Origin of the sequence: Duganella sp. LjRoot269, from assembly GCF_964254095.1 — a bacterium.
Lineage (GTDB): Bacteria > Pseudomonadota > Gammaproteobacteria > Burkholderiales > Burkholderiaceae_D > Rugamonas > Rugamonas hordei.
Map to the genome: position 1 here is coordinate 4,563,945 of NZ_CAXUSL020000001.1, position 25,245 is coordinate 4,589,189.

12 protein-coding genes are annotated in these 25,245 nt (G+C 65.5%); 6 read left to right on the plus strand and 6 right to left on the minus strand.

Annotated elements, in window-relative coordinates:
• Positions 1–92: 92 nt before the first annotated feature.
• Complete coding sequence (locus ACSQ3S_RS20470) at positions 93–638, minus strand: GNAT family N-acetyltransferase (RefSeq protein ID WP_436143570.1); 546 nt, start codon at positions 636–638, stop codon at positions 93–95.
• A 300-nt stretch (positions 639–938) separates the two neighbouring features.
• On the opposite strand from ACSQ3S_RS20470, the gene ACSQ3S_RS20475 reads away from it, so the two are divergent.
• From ACSQ3S_RS20475 to ACSQ3S_RS20485, 3 genes are all read left to right on the plus strand, one after another.
• Positions 939–1,961, plus strand: coding sequence for a sulfate ABC transporter substrate-binding protein (locus ACSQ3S_RS20475; RefSeq protein WP_176651351.1), 1,023 nt, complete (start codon positions 939–941; stop codon positions 1,959–1,961).
• A 95-nt stretch (positions 1,962–2,056) separates the two neighbouring features.
• Positions 2,057–2,278: a TOBE domain-containing protein gene (locus ACSQ3S_RS20480; protein ID WP_019919846.1), complete on the plus strand. Its 222-nt coding sequence runs from the start codon at positions 2,057–2,059 to the stop codon at positions 2,276–2,278.
• A 223-nt stretch (positions 2,279–2,501) separates the two neighbouring features.
• Positions 2,502–3,374: a serine hydrolase gene (locus ACSQ3S_RS20485; protein WP_176651352.1), complete on the plus strand. Its 873-nt coding sequence runs from the start codon at positions 2,502–2,504 to the stop codon at positions 3,372–3,374.
• Between the two features lie 15 nt (positions 3,375–3,389).
• Here ACSQ3S_RS20485 and ACSQ3S_RS20490 read toward each other — a convergent pair whose 3' ends face one another.
• The 5 genes from ACSQ3S_RS20490 to ACSQ3S_RS20510 are packed head-to-tail and all read right to left on the minus strand — an operon-like array spanning position 3,390 to position 16,527.
• The gene (locus ACSQ3S_RS20490; RefSeq protein WP_436143571.1) at positions 3,390–4,220 is read right to left on the minus strand and encodes an SDR family NAD(P)-dependent oxidoreductase; all 831 of its coding nucleotides are present in this window, start codon (positions 4,218–4,220) and stop codon (positions 3,390–3,392) included.
• A 28-nt stretch (positions 4,221–4,248) separates the two neighbouring features.
• Positions 4,249–6,216, minus strand: a complete 1,968-nt coding sequence (recD, locus tag ACSQ3S_RS20495; RefSeq protein ID WP_436143572.1) for an exodeoxyribonuclease V subunit alpha — start codon at positions 6,214–6,216, stop codon at positions 4,249–4,251.
• Positions 6,206–9,955, minus strand: coding sequence for an exodeoxyribonuclease V subunit beta (gene recB, locus ACSQ3S_RS20500; protein WP_436143573.1), 3,750 nt, complete (start codon positions 9,953–9,955; stop codon positions 6,206–6,208). The genes recD and recB overlap by 11 nt, the downstream gene beginning before the upstream one ends.
• Positions 9,952–13,356: an exodeoxyribonuclease V subunit gamma gene (gene recC, locus ACSQ3S_RS20505; protein WP_436143574.1), complete on the minus strand. Its 3,405-nt coding sequence runs from the start codon at positions 13,354–13,356 to the stop codon at positions 9,952–9,954. Before recC ends, recB begins: the two co-directional genes overlap by 4 nt.
• Positions 13,357–13,392: 36 nt before the next feature.
• The gene (locus ACSQ3S_RS20510; RefSeq protein WP_436143575.1) at positions 13,393–16,527 is read right to left on the minus strand and encodes a CHASE domain-containing protein; all 3,135 of its coding nucleotides are present in this window, start codon (positions 16,525–16,527) and stop codon (positions 13,393–13,395) included.
• 178 nt (positions 16,528–16,705) lie between these two features.
• Between ACSQ3S_RS20510 and ACSQ3S_RS20515 the strand changes: the two genes are divergently transcribed.
• The 3 genes from ACSQ3S_RS20515 to ACSQ3S_RS20525 all read left to right on the plus strand — a co-directional run bounded on the left by ACSQ3S_RS20515 (position 16,706) and on the right by ACSQ3S_RS20525 (position 25,243).
• Positions 16,706–18,286 (plus strand): CehA/McbA family metallohydrolase, encoded by a 1,581-nt coding sequence (locus ACSQ3S_RS20515; RefSeq protein ID WP_436143576.1) that lies wholly within the window; start codon positions 16,706–16,708, stop codon positions 18,284–18,286.
• A gap of 154 nt (positions 18,287–18,440) precedes the next feature.
• Positions 18,441–20,318, plus strand: a complete 1,878-nt coding sequence (locus ACSQ3S_RS20520; RefSeq protein WP_436143577.1) for a putative bifunctional diguanylate cyclase/phosphodiesterase — start codon at positions 18,441–18,443, stop codon at positions 20,316–20,318.
• A 17-nt stretch (positions 20,319–20,335) separates the two neighbouring features.
• Positions 20,336–25,243, plus strand: a complete 4,908-nt coding sequence (locus ACSQ3S_RS20525; protein WP_176651360.1) for a hybrid sensor histidine kinase/response regulator — start codon at positions 20,336–20,338, stop codon at positions 25,241–25,243.
• Positions 25,244–25,245 lie beyond the last annotated feature (2 nt).

The following is a 25,245-nucleotide window of genomic DNA, read 5'->3' on the forward strand; positions in this document are numbered from 1 at the left end:
AATTAGACCCGATAATTATTTTTAGAGCAAGAGTGATTCAATTGAATCGGGCTCGGCCGCCAGGACGGCGGCCTCGGGCAAACAGCGGGAGATCAGACTGAATTACAGTTGCAGAAGCGCTTGCGTTTGGTGCCGTCCGGCGCCTCGGCGCTGGCGTCGAGCTGCTTCCAGTAAAACACGGTTTCGACGCCATATGGCGACCTGACCTTGCCCGCGTCGACATAGCCGCGCCGGGCGAAGAAGTCCTGCCCCGTCGCCGTGCTGTGCAGCTGCAGCGCCTTCACGCCCCAGCTGCAGGCCTGCTCCTCCACACGCGCCAGCAGCGCCTTGCCGATGCCCTGGCCGCGCGCCTCCGGCAGCAGGTAGCACAGGGCCAGCTTGCCGGCCCCCGTCAGCAGCGCGACGCCGACAACCGCGCCTTCGCTGACCGCGACCAGCGAAAAATTGGTTGGCGAACCGAACCAGTTGGCCACCATCTGCGGCGTCTTGTTGCCCAGCCACGCGTCCAGGATGGCGGGATCGTTCTTATGATCCTGCACACAACATTCCGAGATCGACCGACGCAAAACAGTGCATGCCGCGTCCGCATCGGCCGCAACGGCGGTACGAATTTCCAGACTCCGAATTTCAAGACCCATGTACGCTCACAAATATTCCCGATAGCAAAAATGAAGCGCTTATCTACGCCTTCTTCAGTGCCTGAAACCGACTATACACCAAGCGGCGAAAGTCGTTGCGGGCGCGCCCGCTTGACCGTCACAGCCTGAGCTAAGCCTAGAGGCCGGCCCTGCTTTTGCCCACGAATGTTTTCAAAAATCGTTATGCGGTTTCCACTGAAACCCGGTGTGAACCATACCTTCTAAGCATATTACGAAAAATTCGTATCTTTTCCGGCCGAAATTTTACACCATGGGTGACTGTTATTACGAAAGCTCATTATGCCCAACAAAAATCCTGCCCGCCGCCTGATCGTGTCGTCCTTCCTGGCCGCTTCCGCCGTCATGCTGGGCCTGCCGTTGCAGGCCAACGCCGCGGAAACGGTGCTGCTGAACGCCTCCTACGACGTCGCGCGCGAACTGTTCAAGGATATCAACCCGGTCTTCGTGGCGGACTGGAAGAAGAACACCGGCGAGACCATCAACGTCAACCAGTCGCACGGCGGCTCGTCCAAGCAAGCCCGCTCGGTGGCCGACGGCATGGAGGCGGCGGTCGTCACGATGAACCAGGCCAACGATATCGACATGCTGGCCGACAAGGGCCTGGTCGCGCAAGACTGGGCCAAGAAATTCCCGCACAACGCCGCGCCGTTCTACTCGACCATGGTGTTCCTGGTCCGCAAGGGCAACCCGCAGCAGGTCAAGGATTGGGCCGACCTGGCCAAGCCCGGCGTGAAAGTCATCATCCCGAATCCTAAAACGGCAGGCAACGGCCGCTACACCTATCTGGCGGCCTGGGGCTCGGTGCTGAAAAAAGGCGGCACAGAAGCGCAGGCGCGCGACCTGGTGAGCAAGATCTTCAAGAACGTGCCGGTGCTGGACGCCGGCGGCCGCGGCGCCACCACCACCTTCACCCAGCGTGAGATCGGCGACGTGCTGGTGACCTTCGAGAACGAGGTGAACCTGGTGCGTGCCGAGTTCGGCAATAACTTCGAGGTGGTCTACCCGTCGATTTCCATCCTGGCTGAATCGCCGGTGGCGGTGGTCGACAAGGTGGTCGATCGCAAGAACATCCGCAAGCAGGCCACCGGCTACCTGAACTTCCTGTACACCGAGCAGGCGCAGGACATCATCGCCAAGCATTACTTCCGTCCGCGCTCGGAAGCCGCGTTCAAGAAGTACAACGCCAACTTCCGCCAGATCAGCCTGTTCACCGTGGATGACGTCTTCGGCGGCTGGAAAGCGGCGCAGAAGAAGCACTTCGACGACGGCGGCGAATTCGACAAGATTTACCAAAACAAATAAGGATAGTCGTATCGATTCGTTTGCAAGCGGCCGCAATGCCCTTAATCTGGAAGCGCAGGATCAACCAGCGCAGTATCAACAGACAAGGAAGCACGATGGCCATCTCTGAAATTAATGTACGTAACCAGTTCCGGGGCAAAATCAAGGAAATCATCTTTGGACCGGTCGTCTCGGAAGTCGATGTGGAAACCCAGCACGGCATCGTCACCTCGGTGATCACCTCGCGCTCGATCCACGACCTGGACTTGAAGGTGGGCAGCGAAGTGATCGCCCTGGTGAAATCCACAGAAGTTTCCATAGCGAAAATAAGTAGCTGAAACTGCCGCCGCAGTCGCCAAAAAGCCCTGAACGCTCCCGTTTCAGGGCTTTTTGCATTCCTGGGTACAAAAATAGTGGAATCCGTAGGTTACATACAATAGACGAGAAACCACTTTAATGTTATCTTCTATCCTTAGGAAATATTGCCGCATAGCTAGACTAGTTTTGCGCAGCGTCAATTCTTGACGCCCGATACACTCCTCTTTCCCAAGAATACCCAAAATGCTCAAGAAAATTGTCGCTGTATTGCTGAGTTCGTTTACCGTGGCGGCGCTCGCGGTACCGCTCGGTTCGCAGTCGGTGCTGGTGGTCGAAGACGACACCGGCAAAGTGCTGCTCGAAAAAAATTCCAACGTCCAGGTGCCGATCGCCTCGCTGACCAAGCTGATGACCGCGATGGTGGTGCTGGACTCCAAGCCGGACATGGACGCGCCCATCAGCATCGACAAGACCGACGTCGACATGCTCAAGCACAGCACCTCGCGCGTGCCGGTCGGCGCCGAGATCGCCCGCCGCGACGTGCTGCAACTGGCGCTGATGTCGTCGGATAACCGCGCCGCCGCCTCGCTGGCCCGCACCTATCCGGGCGGCCCGGCCGCGTTCAAGCTGGCGGTCAACGCCAAGATCAAGGCGCTGGGCCTGACCCAGACCGTAATCGAGGAGCCGACCGGCCTGTCCCCGAACAACCGTTCGACCGCGACCGACCTGGTCAAGATGGCCACCGCCGCCTCCGCCTATCCGGACATCCGCCGCATCACCACCGACACCAAGGACATCATCAACATCAAGGGTCGCAAGGTGGAGTATCACAACACCAACCGCCTGGTTGGCGCCAAGGGTTGGGATGTCGGCCTGTCCAAGACCGGCTACACCGAGGAAGCCGGCCGTTGCCTGATCATGCGCTTCAAATCGGCCGGCAAGAACGCCACGCTGGTGCTGTTGAACGCCAAGGCCAACTCGGCCCGTCTGATGGACGCGTTCAATATCCGCCGCTTCGTCGCGGGTCCGGAGGGCGAACCGAAAGTCATGACGGTCTCGGCCACGCGCCACAAGAAGCACGCCAAAGCCGCCCGGCACACCCGCCGCGCGGCCTGAACGCACGGACCACGCTCAGAACCCGGTCAGGCCTCCGGTACACATCAGCGTCTCGCCGCTGATGTAGTCGGATTCGGGAATGCACAACAGGTACACGGCGCCGGCCGCCTCGCCCGGCGTGCCGCCGCGTCCCAGCGGAATGCTGCGCTCCAGTACATCCAGCATGTCCGCGTTGATGCCGACCTTGATGTCGCGGCCGTCGATATTGGCGGTGGCGGCGTCGGCGGTGCTTGACGTCAGGCGCGTCTTGATGAAGCCGAAGGCCACGCAGTTGACCGTCACGTTCATCCGTCCCCATTCCTTGGCCAGCGTCTGCGTCATGCCGACGATGCCGGCCTTGGCCGCCGCATAGTTGGCCTGGCCCGGATTGCCGAACAGGCCGGCCACCGAAGAGATATTCACCACCTTGCGCACCACGCGCCGGCCGGCCTCGGCCTCGGCCTTGCTGTAGGCGCGGATCACCGGCTGCGCCGCGCGCAGCAGGCGGAACGGCGCCGTCAGGTGCACGTCCAGCATCGCCTGCCACTGCTCGTCGCTCATCTTCTGGATCACATTGTCCCAGGTGTAGCCGGCGTTGTTGATGATGATGTCGAGTCCGTTGAACTGGCTGACGGCGGTGCCGATGAAGCGCTCGGCAAAGTCGGCCGCCATCACGCTGCCGACGCAGGCGACCGCCTGGCCGCCCGCCGCGTGGATCGCCTCGACGGTCTCCTGCGCCGGCGCCTCGTCCAGATCGTTGACGACGATGCGCGCGCCTTCGCCTGCCAGTTTGAGGGCGATCGCGCGGCCGATGCCGCGCCCCGATCCGGTGACCAGGGCTACCTTGCCGTCGAGTTTCAATGTCATGCTGTGTTCTCCTGTAGTGTAGTTATGTTTAATTCCCCAGCAGCCCGCGCAAGCCGCTGGCGCGCTGGGTGCGTTGTGCGATGGCGTCGAGCATCACCTGGCCGTTCGGCGTGAGCAATGTGAAGCAGTCGCGCGCGCGCGTGATGCCTGTGTAAATCAGCTCCCGCGCCAGCATGCCGCCACTGTCTTTCGGCAGCACCAGCACAGTGTGCTGGAACTCCGAGCCCTGCGATTTGTGTACCGTCATGGCGAATGCGGTCTCGACGTTCCTGAGCCGCGTGGCCAGCACGCTGCGCACGTTTTCCCCTTCCGAGAAATACACGCGCAACGCGCCGGGGCGTGCCGGATCCGGCAAGGTCAGGCCGATGTCGCCGTTGAAGACGCCGGTGCCGTAGTCGTTGCGGGTGACCATGACCGGCCGTCCGACATACCATTCGCCGCTGCGGCGCAGCAGGCCGGCCGATTGCAGCCTGTGCTCGATCACGTCGTTCAAGCCGGCCACGCCCCACTCGCCTTCGCGCACGGCGCACAGGATGCGGAAGGTTTCAAAACTCGTCAGCACCGACTTGACCCAGGCCAGATGGGCGACGTCGTCGCCTTCCGGGCCGCCGGCCTTGATCATTTTCAAATAAGCCTGGTAGCCGCCGGCGGCGCCGGCACGGCCCGCCAGCGCCAGTTGCAGCAGGTCGGACGGCAGCGCCGGATCGATCCAGGCGACCTTGCCGTCCTCGCTGTTGCGCAGCACGTCGACCGATGCGGCGGCGTCGCCGGCGTTGACGGCCAGCGCCAACTGGCCGATCGGGCCGCCGAAGCGCCGGCTCTCGCGCAGCATCACGGTCTGCTGGGCGATCGCGCCGCCGTTGCCGGCGTAGCTGTCGGGGATCTGCTGGCCGGTGCACGACTGCACATAGGCCAGGGTTTCCGCGTCGTAGGCGCCAGCTTCGGCGTTATGGCACAGATCGCCCAGCACGGCGCCCGCTTCCACCGACGCCAGCTGGTCCTTGTCGCCGAGCAGGATCAGCGTGGCCGACGTGGGCAATGCCGCCAGCAGCGCGGACATCATCTCCAGGTGGATCATCGACGCCTCGTCGACAATCAGCACGTCGACGTCGAGCTGGTTGCCGGCGTGGTGCTGGAAGGCGCGCGTGTCCGGCCGCGCGCCGAGCAAGCTGTGCAAGGTGCGGGCGGCGCCCATGCGGCTGGCCAGTTCGCGCAGCGGCAGCGTCGAACCGACTTTTTCAGCCAGGTCGTCCAGCGCGGAATCGATCGATTGCTTCAGGCGCGCGGCGGCCTTGCCGGTCGGCGCGGCCAGCGCCACGCGCAGGCCGGACTGGCGCTCGCCGGCCGTGGCGAACAGCAACGCCAGCAAGCGGGCGACGGTATAGGTCTTGCCGGTGCCGGGACCGCCGGTGATGATGCCCAGCTTGCCGCGCATGGCGACCGCGCAGGCGATTTTCTGCCAGTCGGTGGCGCCGCCGCGCGGAGCGTGCGGGAACAGGATGTCCAGCCAGCGGCGCATGTCGGCCACGTCGGGCAATGTACTGGACGCGGCCGTGCGGCCAAGCACCGCGCCGGCGACCAGCGTTTCGTCGCGCCAGTAGCGGCGCAGGTACAACCGTTCGCCGTCGAGCACCAGCGGCTGCTGGAAATCCAGGTCGCCCACCGGCCACACCTGGTCGCAGCCGGCCAGCAGCGCGCGCCAGGCGGCGGCATTCTTGGGCCAGGCGCCGGCGGCGTCGCGCCAGGCGCGCCACTCGTCGCTGGTCCAGCCCAGCTGGGCGGAGGGATCGGCGGCCAGTTCGTCCAGCATCAGGCAGCTGTGGCCGCGCCCTTCGAGTTCCGACAGCAGCACGCAGGCCGCCATCAACTGCGGCGGAGAACTGGTGCCGACGCTGGCGATGAAGCGCGCAAACGCTCCGCTCAAGCGGCGCAGCTGGCCGTTCTCGGTATAGGTGTCGACTTGCGCAAGCAACGCTGCGGAGGTATCAATGCTCATGCGCCGCCTCGTGCTTCGCACCGGTATCGTCCAGCAAACGGTCCAGTCCATCCAGTAATTCGGGATCGGGCTCGATCAGGTAGCAGCCGCGCGTCCGCGTGTTCGCAATGCCGCGCAAGAACAGGAAGATCGCCCCGCCCAAGTGCTCGGCGGGATCGTAGCTGTCGCCCAAGCGGCTTTGCAGCAGCCGGTGCAGCGCCAGCATGTAGATCGCGCCCTGGATGTCGTAGCGGTGCTCGGCCATGGCCGCCACCAGTGCCGGCTGGTGATAGGCCGCGTCGCCGGCGCCCAGCGCGTTGGATTTATAGTCCAGTACCCAGAACCGGCCCTCGTGCTCGAACACCAGGTCGGCAAAGCCTTTCAGCATGCCGTGCAGCTGGCGCTCGGGCAGCGCGGGCCGGGCAGCGCCGCCCAGCAGATGCGTCGCACACAGGCCGTCCAGCGCGCCGGTGCTCAGGCGCTCGCTGGGGAACCAGAATTCCATCTCCGGCAGTGGCGATTCGATGGCGCTCAGCGGCGCATCCAGGTACGGCAAGGTGGTGCCGGCGATCTCGCGCAGCCAGGCCAGCGTGTCGTCCAGACGATTGCCCCAGCCGGCGCGCTCCACCCGCCGCGTCAGGCGCGATTCGAACGTTTCATGGTTGACGACGGCGAAGCCCTCCTGCCCCATCCACTCCAGTTGCTCGTGCAGGAAGTTGCCCGGCACCGAACCGCGCGGGAAGCGATGCCACGGCGCGTCCTCCACGCGGCCCGCCAGCGACATGGCCGGCAGGTCGGCGCCCTCCAGCAGTTTTTCCTGCAGGCCGTCGCGCGGCACCGGCGCCTGCGGCGCATCCACGGCCGTGCCGATGGTGCCGGTCGGTCCGGTGCGCCGCGCCAGCGAGCTGAAACTGCCCACCGACCAATCGCGCTCGAAGCGTCCGGTGTACTGCTGCGGGTCCAGCAACGGCGGGCGTTCCTCGATGCGGCTAAGCCGCGTGAACTGCGACATCGCCATGTCCAGCGTTTCGATACTGATGCCGTCGCAGCCCTTGCAGGCATGGCCCCAGCGCTCCATCATCAGGTCGGACGGCAGCGCCTCGCCGCCGGTCAGCAGGTAGCCGAGCGCCGATTCGTGCAGCGTATTGTCGCCTGCCTTGCGCGCGGCAAGCGCGGTCACGCCCAGCCAGAGGAAATGGCGGGCGCGGGTCAGCGCCACGTACAGCAGCCGCAAGTCTTCCTGCAGGCGCGCGCGTTCGACCAGCTCCATCGCGGTATCGGTCAACGCCATGTCGATCTGCCGCACGCCGTCTTCGTCGCTGAATTCGAAGAAGCTGCGGTTGCGGCGCTCGACCTTGCGCGCAGTAACCGCAAACGGCAGGTACACCAGCGGATATTCCAGGCCCTTCGACTTGTGTACGGTGACGACCTTGACCAGCTCCGCGTCGCTTTCCAGGCGCAGCACGCGCTCGTCGCCGCCGCCCTCGCCACCTTCGATCTGCTCGGCCAGCCAGCGTATCAGCGCCTGTTCGCCATCGAGCTGGCGGCTGGCCGACTGCAGCAGCTCGGCCAGATGCAGCAGGTTGGTCAGGCGGCGCTCGCCGCCTGGTTGCTGCAGCAAGGCGGCCGGCAATTTCAGCTCGTGGATGAAGCGGCGCAGCATCGCCAGCACGCCCTGCCGCTGCCAGACGATATGCAGCGCCTTCAACTGCTCGACGCGCGCTTCCCACGCCAGTTCGTCCGACGACAGCAACGCCAGCTCCGCCAGCGGCAGGCCGGTGGTGCGGGTCGCGAAGGCGGCACGCGCCAGGGCGCCGTCCAGCGGGCTGGCGACGGCGGACAGCCAGCGCAGCACATCGGCAGCTTCCTCGCTGTCGGTCACCGAATCCTTGTCCGACAGGTAGACGCTGGGAACGCCGCGCCGCTGCAGCGCGCGACGGATGGCCGAAGCCTCCTTGCGGTCGCGTACCAGCACGGCGATATCGGCCGGCTGCAGGCGCACAAATCCTTTGGGGCCATCGAAACCGGCGCGTTCGTCGTTGAGCTGCGCGACGATCTGCTCGGCGCAGTGCCACGCGAAGAATTCGCGATAGCCGTCCGCCTTCAAATCCTGCGTCGCGCTGCAAGCAATGACCAGCGCCGGCACGTCGCCGTCGGCGTTGACCATTCGTTCATCGCGGCCCTTGGCGCCGACCGCTTCGAACGGTAGCGGGTTGTCGCGCGTGCCGGGATCGCGGAAGCGGAACGCGCCGCGTCCAAAGCCGCCTTCCGCCGGCTGGCCTTCGGCATGCATGAACAGATGATTGACCGCCTCCACCACCGGCTTGGTGGAACGGTAGTTGGTGCCCAGCTGGTAATGGCGGCCGGCCGTGGCGCGGCGGGCGGACAGGTAGCTGTGGATGTCGGCGCCACGGAAGCCGTAGATCGATTGCTTCGGATCGCCGATCAGGAACAGGCCTGTTTCGGCGTCGTTGTCGGCCACGCGGTACAGCAGGTTGAAGATCTGGTACTGGTTCGGCGCCGTATCCTGGAATTCGTCGACCATCGCCACGGGATACTGGTCGGTGATGCGCTTGCGCAGGGCGGCGGCGTTCTCGCCTTGCAGCGCGGCGTTCAGGCGGTCCAGCATGTCGGCGAAACCGAACTGGCGGCCGCGTTTCTTCAGCTCGTCCATCCGCCTGGCGACGGCGGCGGCGGCGTGGCGGTACAGCGCGTGCGACAGCGGTTCGATGTCGTCCAGCGCTCTTTTCAGCGGCTCGATCGCGTCGAAGTCGTCGGGGATCACGGCGGTGTAGCCTTTCGAGAAAGCGTCTTCAAGGCCGTACGGCGTCAGGCGCTTCCAGGCGGTGTCCGAAATGTCGGGCATGACCATGGCGGCATCCCCGGCCCACGCGCGCAAGCCGTTGAACCAGCTGGCCAGCGACTCGGCGCGCATCTTGTTGCCGTTGAAGCATTTGGGCGAGAGCACGCGTTCCGTGGCGATCCATTGTTCCATGCGGTTGGCGCGCTCCACCCAGCCGGCCTTCAGGCCAGCCAGCTGCGCCTGCTGCTCACGCTGCACCGCCGCGATCAGCCCGGCCAGGGTGTCGGTGCTGGCCTCGCCGATGATGTCGGCGCGTTTGACCAACTCGCGTATCGATTTCTTCAACGCGCCGACGTCGCCCCAGCATGACAGCAGCGCATCCAGCGCGACGGCGTCGAGCGGATAGACCTGCTGGCGCCAGTAGTCGTGCGCGGCGTCTTCGAACAGGGCCTGCTCGTCGCTGACCAGCTCTTCGTCGAACAGGCTGCCGCTGTCGAAGGCGTGCTCGCGCAACATGCGCTGGCACCATGCGTCGATGGTGAAGATGGCCGCTTCGTCCATCGTTTCCGCCGCCAGCATCAGGCGGTGCGCGGCCTGCTGCTGCTCGGCGTGGCTTGGGTAAGATTCGAGGATGGCGTTCAGATAGCTGTCATGCCCGCCGCCGAGGCCCATCGCCGCGTAGCCGCGGAAGTAGGCCGCAGCTTCCACCAGCCGCTCGCGGACGCGGTTCGACAGCTCGCGCGTGGCGGCGCGGGTGAAGGTCATCACCAGGATATCGGCCGGCAGCAAGGGCCGGCGGAAGCCGTTCTCTCCGCCGTGGCCCAGCACCAGCCGCACGTACAGCGCGGCGATGGTCCAGGTCTTGCCGGTGCCGGCGCTGGCCTCGATCAGGCGCGAGCCGTGCAGCGGGAAGGTCAGCGGATCGAGCTGGTTGGCGGTGATACTGATGCTGCTCATGCTGCGTCCTCGCCGGCTATCGCGGCTATCGTAATCTGTTGTTCCAGCCAGTCGGCCAGCGGGCCATACAGCGCTTGCGAGACATCGGCGAAATCCGGTTCAGCGCTGAGCGCGGCGAAATCCGGCCACAGGCGCGCCAGGCACAGGTCATCGTTTTCGCCGGAGATCTCGAAGCCGCCGTCGTACACCGCGCGCGGATCGCCGCCCTGCGCCAGCGACAGCGCGGTCTTGCAGGCGGTCGGCAACGGCCGGTTCATGCCGTCGCGCCACAGGCACACCAGCTCGCGCAAGGCTTCCTGCGCCTCTGCCTGCGGCAGCGGCTTCATGGTGACGATGGCGTCGCGCGCCACCAGGTAGCCGCTGACCGGCAGGCCGGCCGCCGCCACGGCCAGCTGGCGCAGCCACATCGCGATCAGCTTGTCGCCGCGCGGCTTGCCCTGCTTGTCGGTGACCTTGGACGACATCTGCGTCAGCCACACCGTCTCACTGCCGTTGCTGCGCAACTGGTCGATCCAGTCGTCCAGCGGCACGCCGGCCAGCATCAGGCTCAGCGCCACCTTGGGCGCCGGCAGCGGATAGTGCTGGCGAAGGATCAGCCACGCGCTGCGCACCGGCGCCAGCGCTTCCACCAGTTGATGCCGGTATTGCTGGCCGATCAGGCCTATCGGCAGCACGCCCTTGCGCACCAGTTCTTCCGCGCGTTCGGTCAGCTTGTCGTAGACCTGGCCGATGTCCTCATCCTCCGCGTCGCCGCCCAGCATCTCGTCTTCCAGCTGATAGCGTTCCAGCCCGGTGAGGGAAAACGGCTCTTCGTCCTCGCCCACCATCGCCGCGTCGCCGAACATCACGCCCAGGCGCTGGCGGAAGAAGAAGCGCGCCGGCTGGCGCATGAAATTGGTCAGCGTCGACAGCTTGAGGCGGTACTTGTCATCGATTTCGTAGGGCGGCAGCTCGGCGTTCGCGCCGTCGGCGATCTCGTCGCCATGGGCCTCGCGCCATTCGCGCGCATAGGTCAGCAGGCCGCCGGCCTCGAAATAACGCCGGCTGAACGGCTGCAAAGCGTGTTCCGTGGTGCGTGCGTGCGGGTCCAGCTGCCATCCGTTGACCAGGTAATCGCGCAGTTGCGACACCAGCACCGACGGCGGCTGTTCGCTGTTGTCGCGGACATTGCGGCCGACCCAGCTGATATACAGCTTGTCGCGCGCGGCCAGCAGCGCCTCCAGCATCAGGTAGCGGTCGTCGTCGCGGCGCGAGCGGTCGCCGGGGCGGGCCATGCCCGGCTGCGACAGCAGGTCGAAGTCGGCCTTCGGCGTACGGCGCGGGAAGTCGCCGTCGTTCATGCCCAGCAGGCAGACCACGCGGAACGGCACCGCGCGCATCGGCATCAGCGTGCAGAAGGTGACGCCGCCGGAAACGAACTGGTGGTTCAGCGTCGGTTCGTCCAGCAGGCCAAGCCACGCCTCGCGCAGCACGGCCAGCGGCACCGCTTCGTCGTAGGCCGCGCCTTCGCAGGTTTCCAGCCAGTTGTTGAGCGCATCGTCCAGCTGCGCCAGCGTCAGGCGGTCGCCCTCCTCGCCGGCCTTGAAGAAAGCCGCCAGCAGCGCGCGGGCTTGCACGCCCCACTCGGCCGGCGAGCGCGATTGCGCCAGCACCTCGCGCCAGTGCAGCAGCGCTTCGACCAGTTGCGCCAGCGATCCCGCCAGCGCGGCATCCAGCCCGCCCACTTCGGAAAACGGTTCGATGCCGGCGAAGGCCTCGCCGTCGCCGCTGGCGTAGCCGAGCAACATGCGGCGCACGCCGAACAGCCACGAATTCTGCACGCCGGCCGCGCCCAGGCCCAAACCGGCGCGGTGCTCGGGATCGAGCCCCCAGCGCACGCCGGCGCCTTCGATCCACAAACCCAGCGTCGGCAGATCGTCCTGGCTCAGGCCGAAACGCGCGGCCAGCGCCGGCACGTCCAGCAGGTCGCGCACTTCGCTCTGGCGGCAGCGCTGCTGCGGCAACCGCAGCAGCCATTCCAGCGCCACCAGCAGCGGATTGACGCTGCGGTCGTTGACGTCGCCGATCTCAAACGGAATGTAGCGCGGATCGCTGCGGCGATACTGCGCGAACACCGCGTGGATCGCGGCCGAGAAGGTGTCGATATCCGGCACCATCACCACCACGTCGCGCGGACGCAGCTTGCCGTCGTCGGCGAACATCTTCAACAGCCGGTCATGCAGCACTTCGACTTCACGCTGCACGCTGTGGGTGATGTGGAATTCGATCGAACGGTCGTCGTCCGGCGGAGGGACCTGCGGGTGTTCGGACAGCGGCAGCAGGTCGCGTATGGCCGCCTGCACCTGCGACAGCAGCGTATCGCCCTCGCCTTCGCTGAACAGGTCGATGCGCAACGGTGCAACGTCGTCATTCTCGGCGGCTGCTACGGCCGAGGCTTCGTCGAATTCATCCAGCATGCGGATGAAGTCGCGGCCCTGCCGCCCCCAGCTGGCCAGCAGCGGATGGCTGTGCGCATGCAGTTCCTCCAGCGGAATCGCGCCCAGGTCCTGGCCGTTGCGCAGCTGCTGGCGGCGATGCGCGGAACGCAGCAGGTCGCGGCCTTCGATGATGTCGCCCCAGTAGAACTGGCAAGGGTTCGGCACCGCCAGCACCACCTGCGTGTAGCGCGCCAGCGAGGCCAGCGCCTGCAAGCTCTGGTACGGCAGCGCCGACACGCCAAAGATGACGATGCGGCGCGGCAGCCGGCCGAGCGGCGCTTCGCCGGCCGCGCTGGCGCGCACGAATTCGGTGTGCACGGTGGCCCGGCCCAGATCCCGCTCGTGCGGCTCGACGTCGGCGATGACGGAGCGCCACAATTGGCCTTGCCAGCGCTGGTCTTCCGGCAGCGGCACGGCTTCGCCACGTGCGTTGCGCATCTGGTCGCGACCATGCGCCCAATCGTCGAGCCAGTCGGCGCGGTAGACCTGGTATTGGTCGAACAGGTCGGCCAGGCGCTCGGCCAGCTGCAGCCGCCGCTCCGCCTCGCCGTCGGCCAGGAAATGGCGCAGCGGCGTGAACACGGGATCGGCCAGCAAGGTGGGCAACAGGCGCATCAGGCGCCACGTCAGCGGGCCTTTGTCGAAGGCGGAACGGACCGGCACGCGGTCGCGTCCCAGCATGCCGCGATAGGTTTCCCACAGAAAGCGTGCAGGCAGCGCCACACGGGTGGCCGCGCAGACCCGCATTTCCTCGGCCAGCGCGATCTTCAGCCATTCGGCCACGCCGTTCGACTGCACCAGGAAGATGTCCGATTCCAGCGCCCCGAGCGGATGGTTGCGCAGCCACTGGAACACGGCGGCGCGCAACTGCTCCATTTGATTACCGTGCAAAATCAGCAGGCCGGGGGTGATGCTCGAATGCATAGGGCTCTTCGTGAGGATAGTGCCCGTATTATCGCTCTAGCCGGGGTCGTATGCCAGCAGTTCCTGAGCGATATGATCGTTCAGCACAGCAAGCATGGCGTGCATCTGCCGTACCAGCTCGCCGGCGTTGGTGCTGTCAGGGTCCTTGCGCACCTGTTCCAGCGCCAGGCACAGGTTCCCGAAGCGCATGGCCCCCACGGCGCGGGCGGCCGATTTGGTGCGGTGGCCCAGTTCCGACAACTGCGCCAGGTCGCCCTGCGCCAGCGCCGCGTCGATCTCCACCAGGGCATCCCTGGCCGATTCCAGGAACAGCAGCGCGTACTTGCGCATCTTGTCGGTCTTGCCGCCAAAGGTCTGGGCCAGCATCGCGACGTCGAACAGTTCGGCGTCGTCGGGCGCCGTCGCGGGCACCGCTGCAGGCGCTGCGATGGGCACCGGCGCGGGCGCCGTGCCGCTCGTCATCGTTTGCAGCGGCGGCTGCATGTTCGCGAACATCGCGGTCGCGGCGGCGGTCGGAGCGCCATCGGCCATCGTGAAATAGGACGGCGGCGGTGGCGCCAGCGGCCGCACCGGGGCGGCGGCGCGCGCCCGCTGGCTCATCCACTTGGACAGCATGTTGAACAGCTGCTTGGGCGCGATCGGCTTGGTGACAAATTCGTCCATGCCCGCTTCCAGGCAGCGCTCCTGGTCGTCGCGGCCGGCGTTGGCGGTCATCGCGATGATCAGCGTGGCCGACAATTTGGGATGCGAGCGGATCAGGCGCGTGGTCTCGTAGCCGTCCATCACCGGCATCTGCACGTCCATCAGCACGCAATCGAAACGCTCCTTGAGCAGCAGATCGATCGCCTCCTTGCCGTTGTTGGCCACGCAGACGGTGGCGCCGGCGTCCTCCAGCAGCTCCTGGCCGACCTGCTGGCTGAAGATATTGTCCTCCACCAGCAGGATGGACGCGCCGCGTATGGTGTCCAGCACATCGGGCTGCACCGAATCGTCGCTGGCGCGCAGCAAGCTGACGCCCTTGGCCAGGCGCGCGGTGAACCAGAAGGTGCTGCCGGAGCCCGGCTCGCTGTCGACGCCGACGCCGCCGCCCATCAGCTCCACCAGCTGCTTGCTGATGACCAGCCCCAGTCCTGTGCCGCCGTAGCGGCGCGTGGTCGAGGTGTCGGCCTGGTGGAAGGACTGGAACAGCTGCTGCACCTGTTCCGGCGTCATGCCGATGCCGCGGTCCTCCACTTCGAAGCGCACCAGCGTGTGGCTGTCGCGGTCTTCCAGCGGCCGCGCGCGGATGTACACCTTGCCCTGCTCCGAAAACTTGATGGCGTTGCTGGTAAAGTTCAGCAGCACCTGCTCCAGCCGCAACGGATCGCCGCGCAGCGGCTGCGACAAGCCGGCTCCCACCTCGAACACCAGTTCCAGCCCCTTGGCCGACGCGCTCTCGCCCAGCTGACTGGAGATGTTGGCCAGCAGCGCATCGAGCGTAAAGTCCAGCACCTCCAGCTCCATCTTGCCCGCCTCGATCTTGGAGAAGTCCAGGATGTCGTTGATGATGCCCAGCAGGTGCTGGCCCGAGTGATAAATCTTCTGCAGGTAGTCGCGCTGCTTGGGATGGGTGACCGATTTCAGCGCCAGATGCGCCATGCCGATGATGCTGTTCATCGGCGTGCGGATTTCATGGCTCATGTTGGACAGGAAATCGCTCTTGGCCTGGTTCGCCGTATCCGCCTCTTCCTTCAGCCGGTGCAGCTCGGTGACGTCGGTCGACAGCCCGATCACCGCCGTCACGGTGCGGCCGATTTCCACCGGCACCTTGACGGTCCATTGATGCTGCACCACGCCGTCGCGGCCGACGTGCTGCGCCTCGCCGGAGCGCTTGACGTTGTCGGCGAACGCCGGCTGTTCCAGCGCCCACTCGGCGTCGGCGGCGGCGGTCGGCATCAGCTCGCGATCGAGCCGGCCCACGATGTCGTGCACCGGCTTGCCCATCGCCTCGGCCAGCTTGGCGTTGACGTAGATGTAGCGCCGGTTGTGGTCCTTCATGTAGACGTGGGCGTCGACGTTGTTCAACACCGTGTCGAGCAGCACGCCCTGCTTCAGCGCGCGCCGGCGCGACGCGTACAGCACGAAGAAGTAGCTGTACAACAGCAGCGTGCCGGCAAAGCCGGTGCCGCCGGCGATCCACGGAAAGTAGAAATCGAAACCGCTCAGCAGCTCGTTCTTGCGTACCTGAAAATGCGCCTTCCACAGGCTGCCGTTGAAATCGATGGGCAGCACGGATTCAAAATAATCGCCGCGCTGCGCTTGCGGCGCGCGCGGCGCCGTCATCGAGCCGTCGTCGTTGAACAGCAGGCGGTCGGTCTTCTCGATCACCAGGCGGCGCTGTTCGACATCGGTGCTGCCGTCCGCGTACAGGACCAGGTGCACCTGGCGCACCGTCATCTCGTCGATCGCCCCCTGCACCAGCTTGGGCACGCTGAAGCCGATGCCGACCGATCCCAGGTAGGCGGCGCGGCGCGCGGCGACATCGTCGAGCGGCATGTTGCGGCGGTAGACCGGCAGCCGTATCGCCAGGCCGATGTGCGGCGTCGGGCCGTTGACCACGATGGGCAGCCCCGACGCGCCAACCTGGCCGCTGTCGCGCGATGCCGCCAGGGCCTTGTCCTGCGCCGGATTGAACGCCAGGTCGGCGCCCATTTTTTCCTGCTGCATCGAGGCCGGCTCCAGATAGCTCAGCACCGCGTAATGGGGGCGGCGTCCGGCCGGCTTGATGTCGAAGCCGGGAAAGCCGTCGGCGCGCACGCCGGCGACAAAGGCGTCGCGCTGGGCGTCGGTGACCAGCGGCGCCCAGGTCACCGCCTCGATCGCCGGAAAATACCGTGGGATATCGAGGTTGGCCACATACTGATGAAATTGCTGGCGACTCAGGCTGTCGGTGGTCTGAAACAGCGACACCAGCCCGCGCGTCAGGTCCGAATAGGACTTGATGCGGGCCGAGATGCCGTACTGTGCGCTGCGCGCCAGGTTCTCGAAACGCTGGGCGGCGGCGGCATCCACGATGCGCGACGCGGCGCCGGCCAGCACCGCGCCGACCGCCAGGGCCAGTGCGATGCCGGCCGTCCAGAACAGCAGGCGCGAACCGGCGACCTTCTTGGGCTTGTTACCCGTTTTCAGCATGCGCCGCCACCGGTGGGATTTTGGGATAATTTTGCATCACAGCAGCATACTATTAATGCCGCGCGGGAACCAGTGCAAGAATTGGTTAGAATTCAGAGCGATAAATCGTCACTATTGAAGGGAACCTTATGCGCTAAGGCGCGCTCTAAATGATGAGTCTGTTGTTCAGGAGTTCATCATGCGCGCTATTCCCATAATAATTTTCGTGGGAGCTCTTAGTGCCCTGCCGCATGCTAGCCATGCCGGCATTGCCGACCATCAGGAGTTCGAGGCCGTGCTGGTGGCGCCATTCCGGGCGGACGCCACCGGCGGTCGCACGCTGCGGCTGCACTTTTCCGCACCGGGAGCGCAGCAGACGCGCACGCTGCGCTGGCGGCTGGAACTGCTGGCGCCGGACGGCCGCCGCATACGCTTGTGGCACAAGCAACAATCGTTGACCGATACACCAGTCGACGTGGCGATACCTTGGCGCCCCCAGCCCGGCCTGCGCAGCAGCATCTACCGGTTGCGGCTGCGGGCGCGCGTCGACAACGAGCCCGACATCGAGCAAAGCTGGGAGGTCGCGGTGGGCCGGGCCGCGGTCAGACCTGCTACTTCCCTGGCGCCATCGCTGGCCGCAGCCGCGCCGGACGCCCTGCCCTACGCCGTCTACCTCGGCAACCTGCACAGCCAGACCAACCACAGCGACGGCGGCGGCGCGCTGGACCATTGCGACGGCGCGCAGCCGCCGCAAAGCGCCGCGCTCGGCCCGTCGGACGCCTACGACTACGCGCAGCGGCATGGCCTGCGGTTCCTGATGACGTCCGAGCACAATCATATGTACGACGGCTCGGACGGCACCAACGCCGGCGCCGATCGGGCCGCCGCGCTGGCCCTGTACCGCAGCGGCCTGCAGGCGGCGGCGGACCGGAACCGGGAGCACCCCGATTTCCTCGCCATCTACGGCCAGGAATGGGGCGTCATCAACCATGGCGGCCACCTCAACATACTGAACAGCAACGAACTGCTGGGCTGGGAGCGCAACGCCCAGGGCGAGTTGCTAGCCGACACGGAAACGCCGAAAGGCGACTACGCCGGCCTGTACAGCCTGATGCGCGCGCGCGGCTGGGCGGGCCAGTTCAACCATCCGCAAAACGACCAGTTCGCCATCGACGGCAAGCCGCTGGCGTGGACGGCGGACGGCGACGAGGTCATGCTGCTGTGCGAAGTGATGAACAGCAGCGCCTTTTCCACCCGTGAAGACGAGGGCGAGACCCATTTGAGCAACTACGAAGCCGCCTGCAACAAGCTGCTCGAGGCCGGCTATCACCTGGCCTTCAGCAGCAACCAGGACAACCATTGCGCCAACTGGGGCGCGGCGTACGGCAACCGGACGGGCGTGCTGCTGGAGCGCGGCGTGGCGCTGGACAACGACAGCCTGCTGGCCGCGCTGCGCGCGCGTCGCGTATTCGCCACGATGGACAAGCATGCCCAACTGCTGTTGACCGGCAACGGCCATCCGATGGGCGAGCGCTTCCGCAATCGCGGCAAACTAACGCTGCAAGTCCGCTACACCAGCGGCAACGGCCACAATCCCGCCGCGATCGCGCTGTTCCAGGGCGTGCCCGGACGCAACGGCACGGTGGCAAAGCTGGGCGCCAAGGCCAGGGCCGTCGTCACGCCGGCGTCCGGCGAACATTTTTACTACGCACGGGTGACACAGGATGATGGCAAAATACTGTGGAGTGCGCCAATATGGGTCAGCCAAGCCGGTCGCTGAGCCCAGCAATCGTGCGCTACGGAAAATTTAATTGCAGTAGTCTTCCTTTGACGAAAAAAAAATCTGACGCGCCGATTGTCAAATTGATAAAATGGGATAATTACTACCAGCAACTTTGTAACTACCCTCCACTACCTCAACCGTCCAGCCCGCCGTGCCGATCCCTAAAGTCCTCCTCGTCAATGACGATCCGGCCAGCCTGTATGCGCTGGAGAGCCTGCTGGCCGACGCCGTCGACCAGCATCAGTATCAATTGATCACCGCAGCTTCCGGCAAGGAAGCGCTGCGCCAGGTGCTGCTGCACGAATTCGCCGTGATTTTGCTCGACGTCAGCATGCCCGGCATGGACGGTTTCGAGACCGCGGAGGCGATCCACTCCCATCCGCGTTCGGCGGGCGTGCCCATCATCTTCATCACCGCGCACTACGCCGACGAAATCAACCGCCTGAAGGCTTACCAGAAAGGCGCGGCCGACTACCTGTTCACGCCCGTGATCCCCCAAATCCTGCAGGCCAAGGTGGCGGTGTTTGTCGAGATGACGAAGAAGAATATCCAGCTGCGCAAAAACCGCGACCAGTTGGCCAAGCTGAACCAGGATCTGCGGGTGCAGCGCCTGCAGGACCTGGAGCGCATCAACGCCGAGCTGGAACAGGAAATCAAGGAACGTAAACTGGCCGAGCAGCGTGCCCACGAGCTGTCGATCCGCGACGCGCTGACCAACCTGGTCAACCGCCGCGCGCTGATCCAGCAGCTCGAGCACGCCGTGGCGACGTCCGACCGCAGCGGCGATGGGTTCGCGCTGCTGTTCCTCGATCTCGACAAATTCAAGCAGATCAACGACACCTTCGGCCATGAAGCGGGCGACGAGCTGCTGCGCCAGGTCGCGGCGCGGCTGACGGCGGCGGTGCGCGTGGCCGACGTGGTGGCGCGGCTGGGCGGCGACGAGTTCGTGGTGCTGATCGAAGGCCGCGCGGCGACGGGCAATGCGGCGCGCGTGGCGCAGAAAATCGCGATGGCCTGCGCGCTGCCGTTCGACATCGGCAGCCAGCGCCTGAAGACGGCGGCCAGCATCGGCATCGCGATCTATCCGCAGGACGGTGCCGACGCCCAGACGCTGATGAAGAATGCCGATACGGCCATGTACCACGCCAAGCGGCATGGCGCCGGGCCGGTGCAATTCTTCCACGAGGCGCTCAACGAACGTGAGCGCGAACGTGAACGATGGACGCTGGAGCTGCGCAAGGCGCTGGCGGCCGACCAGCTGGAACTGCGCTACCAGCCGCAGATCGACATCAAGGCCGGCCGCACGACCGGCGCCGAGGCGCTGCTTTACTGGCACCATCCCGACCGCGGCTTGCTGGAAGCCAGCCAGTTCCTGCCGCAGGTGCAGGAACGGGGACTGCTGGAGCGTATCGATACCTGGGTCGTGACGCAGGCCGGCGCGCAGGCGGCGCTGTGGCAGGCCTCGGCCGGCGCCCTGCCCGGCGGCGAGCCACTGTGCATCTGGATTCCGCTGGCCGCGCCGCAGCTGAACGCCGAACTGCTGCAAGTGCTGCTGCCGGCGCTGCGCAAGCACCAACTTGCGCCGGGCAGCATCGGCCTGGAACTGAACGAAAAACTGCTGCTTGGCGCGGCCGAACCGCTGGCGGAACTGCTGCAACAGCTGCACACGGCCGGGGTGCGCACCGCGCTCGACGACTTCGGCAGCGCGCGCTCCTCGCTGGCCGCCTGCAAGCGCTGGCAACTCGACACGCTGAAGATAGACCGCGCGTTTGTCCACGCCATCGGCAACAACGATGGCGGCACCGACATCGTCGCCGCCGTCATCCACCTGGCCCGCGCGCTGTCGATGCGGGTGGTGGCGCTGGGCGTGGACGACAGCCGTCAACTGGAAGTACTACAATCACTCGGCTGCGACAGCTGCCAGGGCGATTTATTCAGCCCGCCGCTTGCGGCTGCGGGTTTGCTGGAACATGCCGGCGCCGCACAGCCGGATGGCACACCGATCACCACCACCACCGTTCCCTCCTAATTAACGAGGACTAGCCGATGAATAATATGACCGACATGGGCGAGCAGCTGGACGCCAAGCTCTTACTGTCCACCCTGATGGCGTTGAAAAAAGGCGACTTCACCGCCCGCATGCCGTCCGACTGGACCGGCATGGCCGGCAAGATCGCCGACACGCTGAACGAAATCATCGAAACCAAGGAAAAAATGGTGCGGGTGGTGACGGACGTGAGCCGCGTGGTGGGCCGCGAAGGCCGCCTGACGCAGCGCGCGCAGGTGCCCAATATGTCCGGCGGCTGGGCCGCCATCGTCAGCGCCGTCAACGCGCTGATCGACGACCTGGTGCGGCCGACCACCGAAATGGCGCGCGTCATCGGCGCCGTGGCGAAAGGCGACCTGTCGCAGACCATGGCGCTGGAGGTCGACGGCGTGCCGCTGAAGGGCCAGTACCTGCGCGCGGCCACCACCGCCAACACCATGGTGGAGCAGTTGTCCTCCTTCTCGTCGGAGGTGACGCGGGTGGCGCGCGAGGTGGGTACCGAGGGCAAGCTGGGCGGCCAGGCGCAGGTGAAGGGCGTGGCCGGCACGTGGAAGGACTTGACCGACTCGGTCAACTCGATGGCGGGTAACCTGACGTCGCAGGTGCGTAACATCGCCGAGGTGACCACCGCCGTGGCCAACGGCGACTTGTCGAAAAAGATCACGGTGGACGTGCGCGGAGAGATCCTGCAGCTGAAGGACACCATCAACGTGATGGTGGACCAGTTGCGCTCCTTCGCGTCGGAGGTGACGCGGGTGGCGCGGGAGGTGGGCACCGAGGGCAAGCTGGGCGGACAGGCCTACGTGCCGGGCGTCGGCGGCACATGGAAGGACTTGACCGACAACGTCAACTTCATGGCCTCCAACCTGACGGGCCAGGTGCGTAACATCGCGGCGGTGACCACCGCCGTGGCGAACGGCGACTTGTCCAAGAAAATCACGGTGGACGTCAAGGGCGAGATTCTCGAACTGAAAAACACGATTAACGTGATGGTGGACCAACTGTCCTCCTTCGCATCCGAGGTGACGCGGGTGGCGCGCGAGGTCGGCACCGAGGGCAAGCTGGGCGGCCAGGCGCAGGTGAAAGGCGTGGCCGGCACGTGGAAGGACTTGACCGACTCGGTGAACTCGATGGCGGGTAACTTGACGGGTCAGGTGCGTAACATCGCGGACGTGACCACCGCCGTGGCCAACGGCGACTTGTCGAAGAAGATCACGGTGGACGTCAAGGGCGAGATTCTCGAACTGAAAAACACCATCAACGTGATGGTCGACCAATTGAACTCCTTCGCATCGGAAGTGACGCGTGTGGCGCGCGAGGTCGGCACCGAGGGCAAGCTGGGCGGCCAGGCCAACGTGCCCGGTGTGGCCGGCACATGGAAGGACTTGACCGACGGCGTAAACTCGATGGCGGGTAACCTGACCGGTCAGGTGCGCAACATCGCCGACGTGACCACCGCCGTGGCCAACGGCGACCTGTCGAAAAAGATCACGGTGGACGTCAAGGGCGAGATTCTCGAACTGAAAAACACGATTAACGTGATGGTGGACCAATTGTCCTCCTTCGCGTCGGAAGTGACGCGGGTGGCGCGCGAGGTGGGCACCGAGGGCAAGCTGGGCGGACAGGCCTACGTGCCGGGCGTCGGCGGCACATGGAAGGACTTGACCGACAACGTCAACTTCATGGCCTCCAACCTGACGGGCCAGGTGCGTAACATCGCGGCGGTGACCACCGCCGTGGCGCGCGGCGACTTGTCGAAGAAAATCACGGTGGACGTCAAGGGCGAGATCCTGGAGCTGAAAGACACCATCAACGTGATGGTGGACCAATTGTCCTCCTTCGCATCCGAGGTGACGCGGGTGGCGCGCGAGGTGGGTACCGAGGGCAAGCTGGGCGGCCAGGCCAACGTGTCCGGCGTGGCCGGCACGTGGAAGGACTTGACCGAGAACGTCAACCAGCTGGCGGCAAACCTGACCAACCAGGTGCGCGCGATCGCCGAGGTGGCGACCGCCGTGACGCGCGGCGACTTGTCCCGTTCCATCCAGGTGGAGGCGCGCGGCGAGGTGTCCTACCTGAAGGACAACATCAACGAGATGATCCGCAACCTGAAGGACACCACGCTGAAGAACGCGCAGCAGGACTGGCTGAAGACCAACCTGGCGCGCTTCACCCGGCTGCTGCAGGGCCAGCGCGACTTGCAGGCCGTGACCAAGCTGATTCTGTCCGAGCTGGCGCCGCTGGTGTCGGCGCACCACGGCGTGTTCTACATGATGGACTCGCAGGAGTCCGACGCCCGCCTGCGCATGATCGCCAGCTACGGCTACCGTTCCAGCCGCAAGCTGCCGACCTCCTTCCTGCCGGGCGAAGGCCTGGTCGGGCAGTGCGCGGTGGAGAAGGTGCGCATCTGGCTGACCGACGTGCCGCGCGATTACATCGTCGTCTCGTCGGGACTGGGCGCGGCGCCGCCGACCAACATCGTTGTGCTGCCTATCCTGTTCGAGCAGCAGGTCAAGGCGGTGATCGAGATCGCCTCGCTGGACCGCTTCACCGAGACTCACCTGTCCTTCCTCGACCAGCTGATGGAATCGATCGGCGTGGTGCTCAACACCATCGAGGCGAACAGCCGTACCGAGTCGCTGCTGACGCAGTCGCAGTCGCTGGCGCAGGAACTGCAGCAGACCAACCAGGAGCTGGCCGAAAAAGCCCGCCTGCTGTCCGAGCAGAACATCGAGGTGGAACGCAAGAACCGCGAGGTGGAGCAGGCCAAGCTGGCGCTGGAGGAAAAAGCCACCCAGCTGGCGCTGTCGTCGAAATACAAATCCGAATTCCTGGCCAATATGTCGCACGAGCTGCGCACGCCTTTGAATTCGCTGCTGATCCTGGCGCAGCAGCTGGGCGACAACCCGGACGGCAACCTGTCGGGCAAGCAGGTGGAGTTCGCGAAAACCATCCACGGCTCCGGTTCCGACCTGCTGACGCTGATTAACGACATCCTGGACCTGTCGAAGATCGAATCCGGTACCGTGACGCTGGACGTCTCCGAGTACCGCTTCCAGAACCTGCGCAACTACGTCGACCGCACCTTCCGCCACATGGCCGAGGCCAAGCACCTGGGCTTCTCCGTCGAGCTGAAGGAAAACCTGCCGACGGCGATGATGACCGACACCACGCGCCTGCAGCAGGTGCTGAAAAACCTGCTGTCGAACGCGTTCAAGTTCACCACGCACGGCCAGGTCTCGCTGGTGATCGGCATGGTCAGCAGCGGCTTCTCCAGCGACCACCCGAACCTGCTGCATGCGGACGCGGTGCTGGCCTTCGCCGTGTGCGACACCGGCGTCGGCATCGCCGCCGACAAGCTGCAGCTTATCTTCGAAGCGTTCCAGCAGGCCGACGGCTCCACCGCCCGCAAGTACGGCGGCACCGGCCTGGGCCTGTCGATCTCGCGCGAACTGGCACGCCTGCTGGGCGGCGAAATCCGCGTCGAATCGGTGGTCGGCAACGGCTCGACGTTCACGCTGTTCCTGCCGTACAACCGCGCCGGCTTCATCAACTACGACATGGGCCGCCAGCCGCAGGTGCGCCTGCCGATGCCGGCGCCGCAGGTGGTGTACTCGCCGCCGCACTACGAACTGGCGGCGGCCGGGCATGACGGCGGCAACATCAACGCCTTGTCGGAGCTCGACGCAGACATGGAGGAATACGGCGGCAGCGACGACCGCGGCCTGGTGGCGCCGGGCGATCCATCGGTGCTGATCATCGAGGACGACGAGCGCTTCTCCAAGATCGTGCTGGACTACGCGCGCGAGAAGAACTTCAAGGGCATCGTCACCATGCAGGGCGATTCGGCACTGAGCCTGGCGCGCGACTACCTGCCGTCCGCCATCCTGCTCGACCTGGACCTGCCGGACATCGACGGCTTCACCGTGCTCGATCGGCTCAAGCGCGATCCGAGCACCCGCCACATTCCGGTGCACGTGATGTCCAGCCTGCGCGAGCGCGAGCGCGCGCTGCGCCTGGGCGCGATCTCCTACCTGAACAAACCGATCAGCAAGGCGGTGCTGCTGGAGGAATTCACCCGCATCCAGAAGTTCCTGCTGGGCGGCAAACGCAGCCTGCTGGTGGTGGACGACGAACCGATGCAGCGCGACTCCATCGTCGCCCTGATCGGCGACGCCGACCTGCACATCGTCGCCGTCGACACCGGCCAGGCGGCGCTGGACGCGCTGCGCGAGGCGCGCTTCGACTGCATGGTGCTGGACCTGACGCTGCCCGACATCAGCGGCTTCGACCTGCTCGACATCATCGGCAAGGATGAATCGCTGCGCGACCTGCCCATCGTGATCAACACGGCCAAGGAGCTCAATCGCAAGGAAGTGGCAAAGCTCAAGCGCTACGCAAAGACCATCGTCATCAAGGATGCGCGCTCGCCCGAGCGCCTGCTGGACGAGACGGCGCTGTTCCTGCACCGCTCGCAGGCCAGCCTGCCAGAGGCACAGCGCAAGATGCTGGAGGAAATCCACGCGGCCGACGGCGGCCTGGCGGGACGCAAGGTGCTGATCGTCGACGATGACCTGCGCAACATCTTCGCGCTGTCCTCGCTGCTGGAGCGCCAGCAGATGCAGGTGTCGTTCGCCGAGAACGGCCGCGACGGCATCGAGGTGCTGGAACGGGATCCGACCATCGAGATCGTCCTGATGGACATCATGATGCCGGAGATGGACGGCTACGACACCATGCGCGCGATCCGGCGCATACCGAAATTCAAGTCGCTGCCGATCATCACGCTGACAGCGAAGGCGATGAAGGGCGACCGCGATAAATGTATCGCCGCCGGCGCCTCGGACTACATCACCAAGCCGGTGGACGTGGCGCAGCTGCTGTCGCTGATGCGGGTCTGGCTGCACTGATG

Excerpts from the sequence above, each read along its gene's own strand:
- recB (WP_436143573.1), bottom strand. The coding sequence starts at position 9,955 with ATGAGCAGCATCAGTATCACCGCCAACCAGCTCGATCCGCTGACCTTC.
- ACSQ3S_RS20510 (WP_436143575.1), bottom strand. The coding sequence starts at position 16,527 with ATGCTGAAAACGGGTAACAAGCCCAAGAAGGTCGCCGGTTCGCGCCTG.
- ACSQ3S_RS20475 (WP_176651351.1), top strand. The coding sequence starts at position 939 with ATGCCCAACAAAAATCCTGCCCGCCGCCTGATCGTGTCGTCCTTCCTG.
- ACSQ3S_RS20470 (WP_436143570.1), bottom strand. The coding sequence starts at position 638 with ATGGGTCTTGAAATTCGGAGTCTGGAAATTCGTACCGCCGTTGCGGCC.
- ACSQ3S_RS20480 (WP_019919846.1), top strand. The coding sequence starts at position 2,057 with ATGGCCATCTCTGAAATTAATGTACGTAACCAGTTCCGGGGCAAAATC.
- recC (WP_436143574.1), bottom strand. The coding sequence starts at position 13,356 with ATGCATTCGAGCATCACCCCCGGCCTGCTGATTTTGCACGGTAATCAA.
- recD (WP_436143572.1), bottom strand. The coding sequence starts at position 6,216 with ATGAGCATTGATACCTCCGCAGCGTTGCTTGCGCAAGTCGACACCTAT.
- ACSQ3S_RS20525 (WP_176651360.1), top strand. The coding sequence starts at position 20,336 with ATGAATAATATGACCGACATGGGCGAGCAGCTGGACGCCAAGCTCTTA.
- ACSQ3S_RS20485 (WP_176651352.1), top strand. The coding sequence starts at position 2,502 with ATGCTCAAGAAAATTGTCGCTGTATTGCTGAGTTCGTTTACCGTGGCG.
- ACSQ3S_RS20515 (WP_436143576.1), top strand. The coding sequence starts at position 16,706 with ATGCGCGCTATTCCCATAATAATTTTCGTGGGAGCTCTTAGTGCCCTG.
- ACSQ3S_RS20490 (WP_436143571.1), bottom strand. The coding sequence starts at position 4,220 with ATGACATTGAAACTCGACGGCAAGGTAGCCCTGGTCACCGGATCGGGG.